Annotated in this window: 14 protein-coding genes; all 14 read right to left on the bottom strand. The window is 63.8% G+C overall.

Annotated features, from left to right (window positions below; genetic code table 11):
- Window positions 1-7 precede the first annotated feature (7 nt).
- Entirely contained in the window at window positions 8-478 is a 471-nt protein-coding gene (locus tag AC1D10_RS14210) for a VOC family protein (RefSeq protein ID WP_477272685.1), read from the bottom strand.
- 16 nt (window positions 479-494) lie between these two features.
- On the bottom strand, window positions 495-1,571 hold the full coding sequence (locus AC1D10_RS14205) for a hemolysin family protein (RefSeq protein ID WP_477272683.1): 1,077 nt from the start codon (window positions 1,569-1,571) through the stop codon (window positions 495-497).
- Window positions 1,572-1,599: 28 nt separating this feature from the next.
- Window positions 1,600-2,100, bottom strand: coding sequence for an rRNA maturation RNase YbeY (ybeY, locus tag AC1D10_RS14200; protein WP_477272681.1), 501 nt, complete (start codon window positions 2,098-2,100; stop codon window positions 1,600-1,602).
- Window positions 2,101-2,118: 18 nt separating this feature from the next.
- Entirely contained in the window at window positions 2,119-3,111 is a 993-nt protein-coding gene (locus AC1D10_RS14195; protein ID WP_023758127.1) for a PhoH family protein, read from the bottom strand.
- 83 nt (window positions 3,112-3,194) lie between these two features.
- The gene (miaB, locus tag AC1D10_RS14190; RefSeq protein ID WP_477273108.1) at window positions 3,195-4,553 is read right to left on the bottom strand and encodes a tRNA (N6-isopentenyl adenosine(37)-C2)-methylthiotransferase MiaB; all 1,359 of its coding nucleotides are present in this window, start codon (window positions 4,551-4,553) and stop codon (window positions 3,195-3,197) included.
- 137 nt (window positions 4,554-4,690) lie between these two features.
- A complete protein-coding gene (gene olsA / locus AC1D10_RS14185; RefSeq protein ID WP_477272679.1) occupies window positions 4,691-5,491 on the bottom strand; it encodes a lyso-ornithine lipid O-acyltransferase in 801 nt (266 codons plus the stop codon).
- Window positions 5,492-5,511: 20 nt separating this feature from the next.
- The gene (gene rimI, locus AC1D10_RS14180) at window positions 5,512-6,006 is read right to left on the bottom strand and encodes a ribosomal protein S18-alanine N-acetyltransferase (RefSeq protein WP_477272677.1); all 495 of its coding nucleotides are present in this window, start codon (window positions 6,004-6,006) and stop codon (window positions 5,512-5,514) included.
- Window positions 6,006-6,683, bottom strand: a complete 678-nt coding sequence (gene tsaB, locus AC1D10_RS14175; RefSeq protein WP_477272675.1) for a tRNA (adenosine(37)-N6)-threonylcarbamoyltransferase complex dimerization subunit type 1 TsaB — start codon at window positions 6,681-6,683, stop codon at window positions 6,006-6,008. Before tsaB ends, rimI begins: the two co-directional genes overlap by 1 nt.
- A gap of 110 nt (window positions 6,684-6,793) precedes the next feature.
- Window positions 6,794-7,900 carry a DUF1513 domain-containing protein gene (locus AC1D10_RS14170; RefSeq protein WP_477272673.1) on the bottom strand — a complete coding sequence of 369 codons (1,107 nt, stop codon included), beginning with the start codon at window positions 7,898-7,900 and terminating at the stop codon, window positions 6,794-6,796.
- 3 nt (window positions 7,901-7,903) lie between these two features.
- The gene (locus AC1D10_RS14165; RefSeq protein WP_477272671.1) at window positions 7,904-8,983 is read right to left on the bottom strand and encodes an imelysin family protein; all 1,080 of its coding nucleotides are present in this window, start codon (window positions 8,981-8,983) and stop codon (window positions 7,904-7,906) included.
- Window positions 8,983-10,584, bottom strand: a complete 1,602-nt coding sequence (locus tag AC1D10_RS14160; RefSeq protein WP_477272669.1) for a di-heme oxidoreductase family protein — start codon at window positions 10,582-10,584, stop codon at window positions 8,983-8,985. The genes AC1D10_RS14165 and AC1D10_RS14160 overlap by 1 nt, the downstream gene beginning before the upstream one ends.
- 12 nt (window positions 10,585-10,596) lie before the next feature.
- Window positions 10,597-11,082, bottom strand: coding sequence for a bacterioferritin (gene bfr / locus AC1D10_RS14155; protein ID WP_256748961.1), 486 nt, complete (start codon window positions 11,080-11,082; stop codon window positions 10,597-10,599).
- Window positions 11,048-11,359: a (2Fe-2S)-binding protein gene (locus AC1D10_RS14150; RefSeq protein WP_477272666.1), complete on the bottom strand. Its 312-nt coding sequence runs from the start codon at window positions 11,357-11,359 to the stop codon at window positions 11,048-11,050. Before AC1D10_RS14150 ends, bfr begins: the two co-directional genes overlap by 35 nt.
- 111 nt (window positions 11,360-11,470) lie before the next feature.
- Window positions 11,471-12,763 carry an imelysin family protein gene (locus AC1D10_RS14145; RefSeq protein ID WP_477273106.1) on the bottom strand — a complete coding sequence of 431 codons (1,293 nt, stop codon included), beginning with the start codon at window positions 12,761-12,763 and terminating at the stop codon, window positions 11,471-11,473.
- Window positions 12,764-12,766: the final 3 nt, after the last annotated feature.

Here is a 12,766-nt window from a genome sequence, read left to right as displayed (position 1 = left end):
CAACGCTCTACCTGTGCCAGCCCTCGATCCGCAAGCCGCCCAGCCGTTCAGCCTCTTCACGGGAGACGAAGCGGATGGTCTGCGTGAAGGTCCAGACATGGCCCTCGGGATCGCGCGCGCGATACTGACGTTCGCCATAGAACTGATCGGTAGGCTCCTGGACTATTTTCGCACCGGCCGCCCGCGCTTGCTCGCAATGTGCGTCCAGACCGTCCTTCAGCCTGATATAGACGGACTGCGTGTTCTTGCCCGAGACGGAAGCCGGGCTGGCGACGTAATCGGTCCATTCGGAATCGACGATGATATAGCTGTCGCCGAACCGCATCTCGGAGTGGATGAGCTTTCCCTCGGCATCGCTGACCACCATGCTGCGCTCGAAGCCGAAAGCCGCCTCAAGCCAGTCCAGCGCGGCACGAGGGTCCTTGTAGAACACACCGGAGCCCAGGCTTGAGTGCTTGAACGGATCGTCGAGCGTCATCGGGCGGGCGAAAGGCTCACGCCTGTTCAGCGCGGACCGTGGCCCGCCGGCGGCGCTCGCCCTTCTGGCTCTGCACGATGCGCACGCGCTTGACGCGGCGCGGATCGGCATCGAGGACGTGGAATTCGAAGCCGGGGATGGCCTGCACCACCTCGCCGCGCGCCGGAACGCGGCCAAGTGTGTTGAAGATCATGCCGCCGATGGTGTCGACATATTCGCCGTGTTCGCCGGCGGCGAAATCCTCGCCGATCATCTTGGCGACGTCGTCGATCTCGGCCTTGCCGTCGACGATGAACACGCCGTCGCCGCTCTGGGTGATCATCGGCTCATCGTCGTCATGCTCGTCCTCGATGTCGCCGACCACCATCTCGACGATGTCTTCCAGCGATGCAAGGCCATCGGTGCCGCCATATTCATCGATGACCAGCGCCATCTGCGTGCGCGTGGTCTGCATGCGGCCCATCAGGTCGGAGGCAAGCATCGACGGCGGCACGAACAGCACCGGACGGATCAGGCTGAGGTCGCCAATGGTGCGCGCGAGGTCTACCTGAGTGAGATCGAGAACCGTGGCGGCAGGGGTTTTCCTGGTCGTGCGGCCCTTCTTGACCCGCGCGATCTTGGTGATGTGGGCCAGCACGTCCCGGATATGGACCATGCCGCGCGGATCATCGAGTGTCTCGGAATAAACCGGCATGCGCGAATGGCCGGATTGTTCGAAGGTGCCCAGGAGATCGCCGAGCGTCGTCGTGATCTCGACCGCCTGGATGTCGGCGCGCGGCACCATGACGTCCTCGACGCGCACCTCGCGCAAGCGCAGGATGTTGTTGAGCATGGCGCGTTCGCCGGGCGAGAAGGATTCGGCATCGCTCGCCGTCTCGGCGAGCGCGCCGGCGATTTCCTCGCGCAGGCTGGTTCCGTTGCGTTGCCGGAACAGGCCCAGCACGCGGTCGAACAGGGAGGGACCGGCAGGCGATGACTCGATGGCAGCGCTGCCGGTAACGGTACTCGGACTTGATCCCTCTTCCGACGTATCGGAAGCCTTGATCGCACTGCCGGCGTCGGGGCGGGCGGCAGTCTCTGGTTTGTCGTTCATCGTCGTCCGGTCAATTGGTCAGAAGTAGTTACGCGTAGGGATCGGGAATGGCAAGCCTTGCGAGCGCTGCGCGTTCGATGGCCTCCATCGCCTCGGCTTCGGCGTCGGTCTCGTGATCATGGCCCAGCAAATGCAGGAGGCCGTGGATCACAAGATGAGTGATATGGTTCTCGACAGGCTTGTCTTCCAGTGCCGCTTCACGCGCCACCGTCTCGGCGGCGAGCACGATATCGCCCAGCATCGGTGGCAACGGAGCGCCTTGCACAAGCGGAAAAGCCGGGAAAGACAAGACGTTGGTCGGTTTGTCCTTGCCGCGCCAGCCGGCGTTGAGGGTCCGGATATGGGCGTCGTCGGAAAAAACCAGGCTGAGTTCGGAACGGCCAGCCACGCCGGTTTCGGCGAATGCAGCCTTGACCGCGCGATCGACCAGCCGCGTCAGGCTTGCCTCATCGGGCCAGTTGCCAGCTTCGACTGATATATCGATGTCGACGGGAAGTGCCCCGTCGCCGGCTATTTTGTCCTCAGGCATGAGGCCGCATCGTCACAATCAATTCTCGGCGCCGAGGCCGCGCGCCAGTTTGGCGTCCCGGTCATAGGCCCTGACGATCTCCGCCACCAGCGGATGGCGGACCACGTCGCCATCGTTGAAGCGCACGGTTACCGCGCCTGCCACGCCGTCCAGCACACGCAAGGCTTCGACCAGGCCCGATTTGGTGTTCGAGGGAAGATCGATCTGGGTCGGATCTCCGGTGACGATCATGCGCGAATTCTCGCCGAGACGCGTCAGGAACATCTTCATCTGCATCGGCGTGGTGTTCTGCGCTTCGTCGAGGATGACGGCGGCATGCGCCAGCGTGCGGCCACGCATGAACGCGAGCGGCGCGATTTCGATCACTTCGGCGGCAATGGCGCGCTCGACCTTGTCAGCGGGCATCATGTCGTAGAGCGCATCGTAGAGCGGCCGCAGATAGGGATCGACCTTCTCCTTCATGTCGCCCGGCAGGAAGCCCAGCCGCTCGCCGGCCTCGACCGCCGGCCGCGAGAGAATGATCCGCTCGACCATGCCGCGCTCGAGCAGCATCGCCGCATGCGCCACCGCCAGGTAGGTCTTGCCGGTGCCGGCCGGGCCGATGCCGAACACCAGTTCCGACCGCTCCAGCGCCCGCATATAGGCGTCCTGGTTGAGAGATCGGGCATAGATCGTCTTCTTGCGGGTGGCGATCTGGGCGGCGGAGACCTTGCCCTTGCGTTCCAGCGTCGGCAGGGTCAGTTGATCGTCGGCGGCAATCGCCATGCGCACGGCGCCGTCGACGTCGGACTGGCCGATATCGACGCCCTTCTGGAGAATGCCGTAGAGATTGTCCAATGCCCGGCGGGCCTGCTCGGCGGCCGACGCCGAACCCTTGATGGTCAACTGGTTGCCGCGCGAGCGGATGTCGACGCCGAGCTTCTGCTCAAGCCTGGCCAGATTCTCGTCGAACTGACCATAAAGGGCGCTGGCAAGCTTGTTGTTGTCGAAAGTCAGAACGATGTGCGCCATGTCAGAAGCCCCAGATGCCGGTACCGGGGGCAGGTTCTTCAGCTCTGCTGCGCTCAACCGTCTCTCCTCATCTGCCGAGACCCCTAGGCCAATTCGGCGAACAGGCTGTTGTAGCCCGTCTTCGTGATTCGCACCCGGATAATGTCGCCGATTTCGCCAGCCTTTTCATCAACAATAACCGGCTGCAGCCAGGGCGAGCGTCCGACCTTCTGGCCGGCCTGTCGGCCGGGCTTCTCGATCAGCGTGTCGATGGTGCTGCCGACCAGGCTTGTGCCGAAATCCTGCTGCTGCTTGAGAAGCAAGGCCTGCAGCCGCTGCAGGCGCTCGTCCTTGACCGTTTCCGGCACATGGTCGGCCATCTCGGCGCCCGGAGTGCCGGGACGCGGCGAGTATTTGAACGAGAAGGCCGAGGCGTAGTTGACCTGGCGCACCAGTAACATGGTCGCCTCGAAATCCGCGTCGGTCTCGCCGGGGAAGCCGACGATGAAGTCGCCGGAAAGCGCGATATCCGGCCGGACGGCGCGAATGCGGTCGAGCAGCGCCAGATAGTCCTTGGCTGTATGCCGGCGGTTCATCGCCTTGAGGATGCGGTCGGAGCCTGATTGCACCGGCAGATGCAGGTAAGGCATCAACGCCGGCAGATCACGGTGGGCGGCGATGAGTTCGTCATCCATGTCGCGCGGGTGGCTGGTGGTGTAGCGCAGCCGCGCCAGCCCTGGGATTTCAGCCAGCCTGAACAGCAGCCGGCCAAGGCCCCACTCCTCGCCGTTCTCGCCCTGGCCGTGCCAGGCATTGACGTTCTGGCCGAGCAGCGTCACCTCGCGCACGCCGGCTTCGGCCAGACGCTGCGCCTCGGCAACAATCTGCGCCACCGGCCGCGACACTTCGGAGCCCCTGGTGTAGGGCACGACGCAGAAGGTGCAGAACTTGTCGCAACCTTCCTGCACGGTGAGGAAGGCGGTGACGCCGCGCTTGATGACCTCGGCGCGCTTCGGCTGCGGCAGATGCTCGAACTTGTCCTCGATGGCGTAGTCGGTCTCGACGATCTTTTCACCGCCGCGCACCCGCGCCAGCACGTCGGGCAGGCGGTGATAGGTCTGCGGGCCGATGACCAGATCGACGGCCGGCGAACGACGGATGATCTCGGCCCCTTCGGCTTGCGCCACGCAACCGGCGACGCCGACCAGCATTTCGCGGCCGGCCAAAGCACGATCGGCTTTCATATCGCGGATACGGCCGAGCTCGGAATAGACCTTTTCGGCTGCCTTTTCGCGGATATGGCAGGTGTTGAGCAGCACCAGATCGGCCTCGCCGATGGCATCGGTCGCGGTGTAGCCGTCGGCGGCCAGCGCATCGGACATGCGCTGTGAATCATAGACGTTCATCTGGCAACCATAAGTCTTGATGAAGACCTTCCTGGTTGCAGGAACCGGCGCGGCCATTGCTTCGGCCGTGGCAGCGATGTCGTCACGCTCTGTCGTATTCAAGTCCATCGGGCGGCTTCTAACGCCTTTCCGTGACAAAAAACAGCCGATTCTCCGCTGCCGCCGTCATGCGAGCCGGTGGACGCGCAGTGCGGCTACCGGCTCGGGCGCGGATCGGCGAGCGCCGCCTGCATCATCGCGCGCACCTGGCCTTCCATCAGCTTCGACGTTTCCTTGCGGTTCGAGCCCTTGGAAAAGGCGATCGGCTCGCCGAAATGCACCTCGACGTCGAGGGCCCCTTCCGCCAACAGCACCTTGAGATGCGGCATCAGGTCCTCATCGCCGATCCAGGCGGCAAGCGGCCGGTGCCGGCGGCCGAGGGGCACGCCGTGCAGGCGGGTATAGGCGATCGCCACCGGCTGGATGAAGACCTGCTCCGCCGCGCCTTCCGAAATCGCCATCGAGGCCGCGCCGAACAGCGTGCTCTTGAACGGCAGGACGACGTTGCCGTCGCCGGTCGAGCCTTCGGCGAACAGCACCATGGCATCGCCCTTGGCCATGCGGCTGGCGATCTCGCTGGCCTGATCGCCCGAGGAACGCTTGCGCTCGCGCTCGATGAAGACGGTGCGCTGCAGCTTCGATAGCATGCCGATCAGCGGCCAACCTTCCATATCGGCTCTGGCGATGAACTTCACATCGACCATCGAGCCGAGCACCATGATGTCGGTCCAGGAGATGTGGTTGGACGCTACCAGCAAGGGTCGCTTGGTCGACAGCGCACCTTTGACATGGATGCGCAAGCCCAACGCCCTGATGATCATCCTGTGCCAGATCTTGAGGATAAAGGTTTCCGGCCACCAGCCGGTCTTCATCGACAGGATCTGCAACGGCACAAGGATCAGTGAGCCGGCGACGACGAGGCCCAGCGCCAGGAAAATCCTGATTTTCTTGATCATCGCTTTACCCCGGCCTCTGGCTAGCGAAGATCGCGACGCATGACAAGCGCCCCGGTCGGTCCGTGCTCGGACGACCTGTAGTAATTCGGGCGTTTGCCGACCTCGCGGAAGCCCAGCCGCCGGTAGAGGGCGATCGCCGCAACATTGGTCTCATCGACCTCGAGGAACAGCGCCTCGGCGCGCTGCGCATGCAGTTCGCGCAACACCGCGTCCATCAACTGCCAGCCCAATCCCTGCCGGCGGTGGGAGCGCGCCACCGCGACGGTCAGGATCTCGCCCTCGCCGGCCGCCAGCCTGGCCAGCACAAAGCCGACCGGGGGCTTGGAGCCCTGCCCGGTTTCGCGAGCGGCATAGCCGAACACGGTTTCCTGTTCGAGCAAGGCGGCGAATTCGCCATCGGTCCACGGGCGGACAAAATCCTCGCGATGCAGCAGCGAGACCGCCGGGCTGTCGGCGATCTTCAGCGGCTCGAGCGCATAGTCCCGGCGGCGTGGTTGAAGAAAAGGTATGCGCATTAGTTTTGTTGCCTTGATAGTATGAAACCAGCCTGCGGTTTGGCGTCCGCGCCGCGCAGATATAACGGTTTCGGCCTCTCGCTGCCGCCCTTGGCGGCAGCCAACCGAGCGTAGGTGGCAATGTCGGCGGTGGCCGTCTGGGGGCCGATATCAAAGGCGCGTCCGGCCGATGCGGCGATTTGCGCTGCCGCGGTGCCAGCGAGTACCGAAGCGCTTTCCGTCGCCATGGTGACTGCATTCGCCAGTGTGGTCACAGCCGGACCGTAAGTCAAAACCGACAGTTCATCGTAAAACGCGGCATGGATTTCCTCGCGCCCTGCATCGAGCGCCGCAAGCACGGGACGGCCGAGAAATGCCGCTGCTGCCTCACTGGCCAGTGCCTCGAGCGTCGTCACTCCGATCGCCGGGACTTTGAGCGCCAGCGCCAGGCCGCGCGCGGTCGAGACGCCGACGCGCAGACCGGTGAAGGAGCCGGGACCGACAGAGACGGCGATGGCGTCAAGACCGGCATAGTCGGTTGCGGCTGTTTTGAGTGCTTCGGCGATGACCGCCATCAGTTGCTCGGCATGGCCCTTACCGAGATCGAGCACCGAGCGGCCGAGCTCCTGCCTCGCCGCCGCGTCATAGACGCAGGCGGCGCAGAGGTTGGCGGCACAGTCGATGGCAAGCAATTTCATGAAACGACCGGTTCGAAAAACAATTCCCTGTGCCCGCCACAGCCCGCCGCCGCAAGGGGACAGTGCATAATTTGTTAAGCGGCTTCGCTTCGGCCCGGCTGGAAAAGTATCTATGCAGCCTGTTCGATGCGCAGCATGTGGTTGTCCCAGACATAGTCCGGTTCGGAGCGTGTCGCACCGCTGCCCTCGATGATGTCGCCGGCGCCTGTGGTCGCCATGAAGCTCGAGCCGTCGGGCGCAAGGCCGCAAACCTCGACCAGCGCGCTGCTCGAGACGATCCGGCCGTTCGCCGCGTCGATCACCACAAGTGAATTGCCTTCCGGTGAAGAGACGGCGACGGTGCCGGCAAGCGGATTGGCGGCGACCGAACCGATATAGTTGCGGAAGCCGGACAGCACGTCCTGCGGCATGTCGAGCAGTTGCAGTTCCTTGTCACGCGCCGCGCGGCCGACCAGCAAAGGACAATCGGTGCCCGGCCCCCTGTACTGACAGCCGAACCAGACCGTGCCGGATCGATCGGTGTCCATGTGGCGGATCGAAAGCTGGTGCAGTGCCGCCGGCAGTTCGTGCTTCTCGATGAGGTTGCCGGTGACGCGGTCGATCAGCACGTAGGACGGCTTCATGGTGGCGATGTTGAGCTCGGCGCGGCCATAGTCCGGATGGGTCTCGATGCCGCCATTGGCAACCGCAATCGTGCTGCCGTCGCCCAGAAGCAGAAGCTCGTGCGGACCCATGCCATAAGTCGGGAATTCGCCGATGCGGCTGAATCTTGCCCGTGCATCGTAGATACCGACCACCCCGGCAGCATTGTCGAAATCGTTCTCGGTGGCGTAGAGCAGCGCGCCGTCGGGCGAGAACACGCCGTGGCCGAAGAAATGCCGGCCGGTGATGCTGGCGATCGTCAGCGGGGCGTCGCGGCCCGAATGATCGAAAACCACGGCAAAGGTGCCGGGCTGGCGAGCGAAGACCACAGAGCGCTTCGACACCGGATCGAAGGTGACGTCATGCCCGCGGTCGGGCAGGTCGATCGCATGCAGGAGCTTGCCGGCCTCGGACAGGACGGCGGCGCCATAGGTGCCATCGCGCTTGACGAAAGCGGTGGCGAAGACGGCGTCGGCTGCAAGCGTCTTGGCCCAGGCCGAAGGCGCCATCGCGGCAGCAAAGCCAATGCCTGCTGCCCGGAGGAAATCGCGGCGGTCGATCAGTGGCGTCTTCAAGGATCAGTCCCCATCCAGCGACGAGAAGCCGGCGGTCAGGCCGAATTCGGCGGTCAGCCTGGTGCCGATCAGGGTCGACAGGCTGGAGGTGATCAGCGCGAAATGCTCGAGTTTTTCATGCAGCGCCGGATCGGCAAGCGCCTTGTCGATCGGACCGCTGACTGCCTTGGCGGTGGCAACGCCGTTGACCAGCTGGATATGGATCGATTCCGCCATCCAGCGCGCGTCAGGCGGCAGTGCGCCGCCGAGTTTCGAGACCTGGAACAAATCGTCTATTCCCGACAGATTGGCGGCTAGCGAATTGGTGGTGTTTTGCGACCGCCAGTAGATTGCCTGTCTTGGCTTGTCGGCCGCCGGGCTGGCGCCGAAAAAGCCCTTCAGGCGCACGTCGCGCACCATTTCCAGCTCATTGATGAAGACGCCGACCAGTTCGGTCACAGCTTCGTTGCCATCACGGTAAAGCGCGTTCTGCGGCCCCGGATTGGCCCAAAGCGCCGCAAAACCGTCCGGTTTGTTCCAGGCTGTGCTGACCTCGCCCGCCATGGTTTCGATGTTGCCGGCGATCGCCGCGCCATAGGCGCAGCGATAGGGATCGGCTTTGCCCGTCAGCGCCTCGGCGCCATCGCCGTAAAGCACGAATTCCAGCGCGCCCAACCCTTGCATGGCAACGCTCTTGCCGGCCAGCTGTGCCGCGTCGGTGGCGGTCGGGTCCTTGTCCGACAGCGCCGCCTGCACCTGTTTCAGGCCGATGCTCTTGCGGTCCGGCCAGAAAAGCATGCGTTCCAGCCGGTTGTTCTCCTTGATCGGCCCGAAGCCGATGATCTCGGCTGACGACCAGGCATCGACCGTCGCCGAAAACTGGGCCCGCGCCGCATCGAGGTCTTCTTGCGAGGGCGCGGTGCAAAGCGTGTGCATCGCCTCGGTCAAATGGCCGGCATGGTCGTGCAGGCTGGCATAGGCCGGGCGGACGAAGCCATCGATCGCCTGCTGGATGATTTCAGAGGCTTTCACAGCCGCCGACGTCGGGACGACACCCAGCAGAGCCAACGGCAGTACGAGAACCAGTGCAGAGCGCTTGAGCATCACAGTGACTCCAGGAATTTGAGCAGCGCATCACGATCGGCCGCGTTGGCGGCGGCAAAACGGTCGCGCGCCTTCTGCGCCTCGCCACCATGCCACAGGATCGCCTCGGTCAGGCTGCGCGCGCGGCCATCATGCAAGAAGAAAGAATTGCCATTGACCGTCTCGGTGAGGCCGATGCCCCACAGTGGCGGGGTGCGCCACTCATTGCCGGTTGCTTCCCCCACGGACTGGCCATCAGCCAGATCAGGCCCCATGTCGTGCAGCAGGAAGTCGGAATACGGCCAGATCAACTGGAAGGCCTGCGCCTTGTTGGGCGTGCCGCGACGGGTGACGAATTTCGGCGTGTGACAGGCAATGCAGCCGATCTCGTAGAAGACTTTCTTGCCGGCGAGTACACCCGGCCGGTCGAGGTCGCGGCGTGCCGGCACCGCCAGGTTCTGCGAATAGAAGGTGACGAGATCCATCACCGGCGGTGGCGCCTCGACCAGGCCGAGGCGCGGCTGCACGCCGTTCGGCATGGCCAGGCATTTTGCCTGCGCGGCGGTGCAGTCGCCCCAATGTTTCGGCTCTTCCGGCGTCGAGATGCCGATGTCGCCGGCAAAGGCATCCGCCGCCTGCTGCCGGATCGACGCGATCTGTGCCTTCCAGCCAAAGCGGCCAAGCGTCAGCTCGCCGCTCTGGCCGTCGCGCACCATGTTGGGCCTGCCGGAAATGCCGTCGCCATCCCGGTCTTCCGGATCGGCATGGGCAAGGATATCGGCCGGGGCAATCTGCTCGATCAGGCCAAGGCCGACCATCGGCGGCGTCAGGCGCGGCGAAAGCGTGGTGCGCGGATCAAGCGGCCCATAGCCAAGATCGACGACCGAATAGCTGGGTTTGCGCAGGGAAATCACGGTGCCGTCCGCCAAAGTCACCTGCCGTTCCTGGTAGTCGACATGCATCCTGCCTTCGCCGCGCAGGCCGGTCACGGCCAGCTCCTGCAATTGGGTGCCGTAGACGAGGTCGGGAAAGTTGAGCACCCGATGGTCGGCGAGCGCTGCCTTCTCTTCCGCGCTGCTGGCGTCGCGGGCCAGCCGCAGGAACATCGACGTGGTGCCGGCATCGCCTTGCGGCGGACGGCCGCGGCCATCCTTCAGATGGCAGTTCTGGCAGGCGCGTTCGTTGAACAGCGGACCGAGCCCGTCCGACGCCTGCGTCGAGGATGGCGACGACACCCAGTTCTTGCGGAACAGCGCGTTGCCGAGCTTGAAGTCGCCCTCTTCCTCGAAGGTGATGTTGGCCGAGGATTGCGAGAAGGAATCGCGGCTGACATCCTTCCTGGACGTGCCGGCGCCGCCTTGCATCAGTTCGAACTGCTCAGGTTTGGAAAAATCCGACGTCGGCGTGGTGATGGCCGTAACGCGCGCCTGATCCTTCGGATTGAGGTCGGTACGCGAGGTGGCAAGGCCGGTGGGCTGAAGGTCGCCGGCAATCGCCGAGGAGGTGAATGCCACAACGAGGATGACGCAGCGCCCGCCCGCCGATCCGGCTGGCGTTTTGTGACAAGGCGGAGAGCCATTGGCTCGCCGCAAGCGGCGCACGAATTCTAGCAGGCGCCGCATTCCCGCATGTCCTTAGTCCGCCTCGTCCGCCGATGCGGCGTTGAGCTGGCCGTATTTTTCCTCGCCGATCGAAGCAAGCAGGTCGAGCTGAGTCTCGAGGAAGTCTATGTGCCCTTCCTCGTCCGCCAGCAACTCTTCGAACAGCTTCATCGTCACGTAGTCGCCCGCTTCCTCGCAGATCTCGCGCGAACGCTTGTAGGCGGTACGCGCGTCATATTCGCCGGCAAGATCGGATTCGAGCACTTCCTTGACATTCTGCCCGATGCGCAGCGGCGCCACGGATTGCAGGTTCGGATGGCCTTCCAGGAAGATGATGCGGGCCACGAGCCGGTCGGCATGGTGCATCTCCTCGATCGATTCCGCCCGCTCCTTTTTTGCCAGCTTGGCGTATCCCCAGTCCTCAAGCAGACGGAAATGCACCCAATACTGGTTGACGGCGCCGAGCTCCAGAAAAAGAGCCTCGTTAAGCCGCTCGATGATCTGCTGTTCGCCTTTCATGGGTTCTGCTCCCGTATTGGACGCGCAGGCCTCTGACGCGATCCAGGTGTGAAACGATATCCACGCCGCTCGCCTCCGAGCGGGCGTGGTAATTTTCGGTGACCCGAATGATCGTTTCGACCACATTTGGGAAGCAGCCGCAACAGCGACCGCGCTTTTGCATGGCGTGATAAACCTTTGCCGGCACGACCAGTTGCCAAGGGTCCTGGTCCAGCAGCCCGATGATCGTCTGCTCGATTTCCCTCTCGGTGATGATGTTGCAATGGCAGATCAGCATTTCATGGCTCGGATGGCTGACGGCGCCTCCCGCGCCGTGTGGCTTGATTTCTTGCCGGAGCCCAATCCGAAGCCGATGTCCAGCTTCGGTCAGGCCCCAGCCTGTCGACGCTTACTTGAACACCTTGTCGGGTGCGTCGAGGCTGTCGGACCCCTCGAAGGCGATGGCATTGAGCTTCAGGGAGCCAACGGCGCGTTCGACCGACTTGGTCTGGTCGATCAGAGCGTCGATTGCCGCCTGCACAGTGGCGTTGCCTTCGGTGTTGCCCTCGGCGATCTGCTGGTCATAAGCCTCGCCGGCCAGTGCCCGCGCCTTGATCGCTTCCATGTTGGCGACCGTGACATCAAGCTTGTCCGACAGTTCCTTGTCGATTGCCGGATCGGCCAACTTCACCATATCGGCGACCGACGGCCCCGAAACGACGGTGCCGTCGAGCCTAGTATAGGTGGCATGATAGGCGGCGCGGATGCCGATGGCGTCATAGAGATGCGAATTATAGGTGTTGTCGGAAAAGCAGTCATGCTCCTCTTCCGGATCATGCAGCAGCAGGCCGAGCTTCATGCGTTCGCCGGCGAGTTCGCCGTAGGACAGCGAGCCCATGCCGGTGAAGATCGTCGAGATGGCGGTGTTCGGCTCGCCATCGACGAGGTTCTTGCGCGCCGCGCCGTCTTCCTTCCAGTTTCCGACCATCTCCTGAAGGTCGGAAACCAGAAGGTCGCTGGCCGATTTCAGATATTGGGCGCGGCGATCGCAATTGCCGCCGGTGCAATTCTTGAGATCGTAATCGGTATAGGGGCGCTCGCCGGCGCCCGGACCGGTACCGTGCAGGTCCTGGCCCCAGAGCAGGAACTCGATGGCGTGATAGCCGGTGGCGACATTGGCCTCGACGCCGCCGGCTTCCTGCAGCGTGCCGGAGAGGAATTCCGGCGTCAGGTTGGTGGCATCGACCTTCTTGCCATTGATCTCGATTTCCTTGTTGGCGATCACATTGGCCGTATAGAGCGAATTCGCATCCGATTCGGTGCCATAGCTCTTGGCGACATAGTCGATCAGCCCTTCGTCGAGCGGCCAGGAGTTCACCTTGCCTTCCCAGTCGTCGACGATCTTGTTGCCGAAACGATAGACTTCGGTCTGCTGGTAGGGGACGCGCGATGCCTTCCAGGCGTCGCGGGCGGCGTTGAGGGTTTCCACCGACGGCTTGGCGAGCAGGGCGTCGACCGCCTTGTCTAGCGCCTGCGCAGTGGTCAGCGAATCCTCGTATTTGGCCAGCGCGATGTCGGCATAGGTCGTGATGACCGCCTTCGCATCGGTTCCCGCCTTGGCCGGCAGCACGAACACCGCCGCCGTCAGCAGGGCCGTGGCGCCGATCGCGGCGAGCCTGCCGCCATACCGTGCCGTTATCATCGC

Source organism: Mesorhizobium sp. P2_A8 (genome assembly GCF_056404935.1).
This window is presented reverse-complemented; position numbering and strand designations above follow the sequence as displayed.

Coding starts and splice junctions, on each gene's coding strand:
- AC1D10_RS14145 (WP_477273106.1), bottom strand. CDS start 12,763: ATGATAACGGCACGGTATGGCGGCAGGCTCGCCGCGATCGGCGCCACG.
- olsA (WP_477272679.1), bottom strand. CDS start 5,491: ATGATCAAGAAAATCAGGATTTTCCTGGCGCTGGGCCTCGTCGTCGCC.
- AC1D10_RS14195 (WP_023758127.1), bottom strand. CDS start 3,111: ATGGCGCACATCGTTCTGACTTTCGACAACAACAAGCTTGCCAGCGCC.
- AC1D10_RS14150 (WP_477272666.1), bottom strand. CDS start 11,359: ATGCTGATCTGCCATTGCAACATCATCACCGAGAGGGAAATCGAGCAG.
- AC1D10_RS14160 (WP_477272669.1), bottom strand. CDS start 10,584: ATGCGGCGCCTGCTAGAATTCGTGCGCCGCTTGCGGCGAGCCAATGGC.
- bfr (WP_256748961.1), bottom strand. CDS start 11,082: ATGAAAGGCGAACAGCAGATCATCGAGCGGCTTAACGAGGCTCTTTTT.
- ybeY (WP_477272681.1), bottom strand. CDS start 2,100: ATGCCTGAGGACAAAATAGCCGGCGACGGGGCACTTCCCGTCGACATC.
- tsaB (WP_477272675.1), bottom strand. CDS start 6,683: ATGAAATTGCTTGCCATCGACTGTGCCGCCAACCTCTGCGCCGCCTGC.
- rimI (WP_477272677.1), bottom strand. CDS start 6,006: ATGCGCATACCTTTTCTTCAACCACGCCGCCGGGACTATGCGCTCGAG.
- AC1D10_RS14165 (WP_477272671.1), bottom strand. CDS start 8,983: ATGCTCAAGCGCTCTGCACTGGTTCTCGTACTGCCGTTGGCTCTGCTG.
- miaB (WP_477273108.1), bottom strand. CDS start 4,553: ATGGCCGCGCCGGTTCCTGCAACCAGGAAGGTCTTCATCAAGACTTAT.
- AC1D10_RS14210 (WP_477272685.1), bottom strand. CDS start 478: ATGACGCTCGACGATCCGTTCAAGCACTCAAGCCTGGGCTCCGGTGTG.
- AC1D10_RS14205 (WP_477272683.1), bottom strand. CDS start 1,571: ATGAACGACAAACCAGAGACTGCCGCCCGCCCCGACGCCGGCAGTGCG.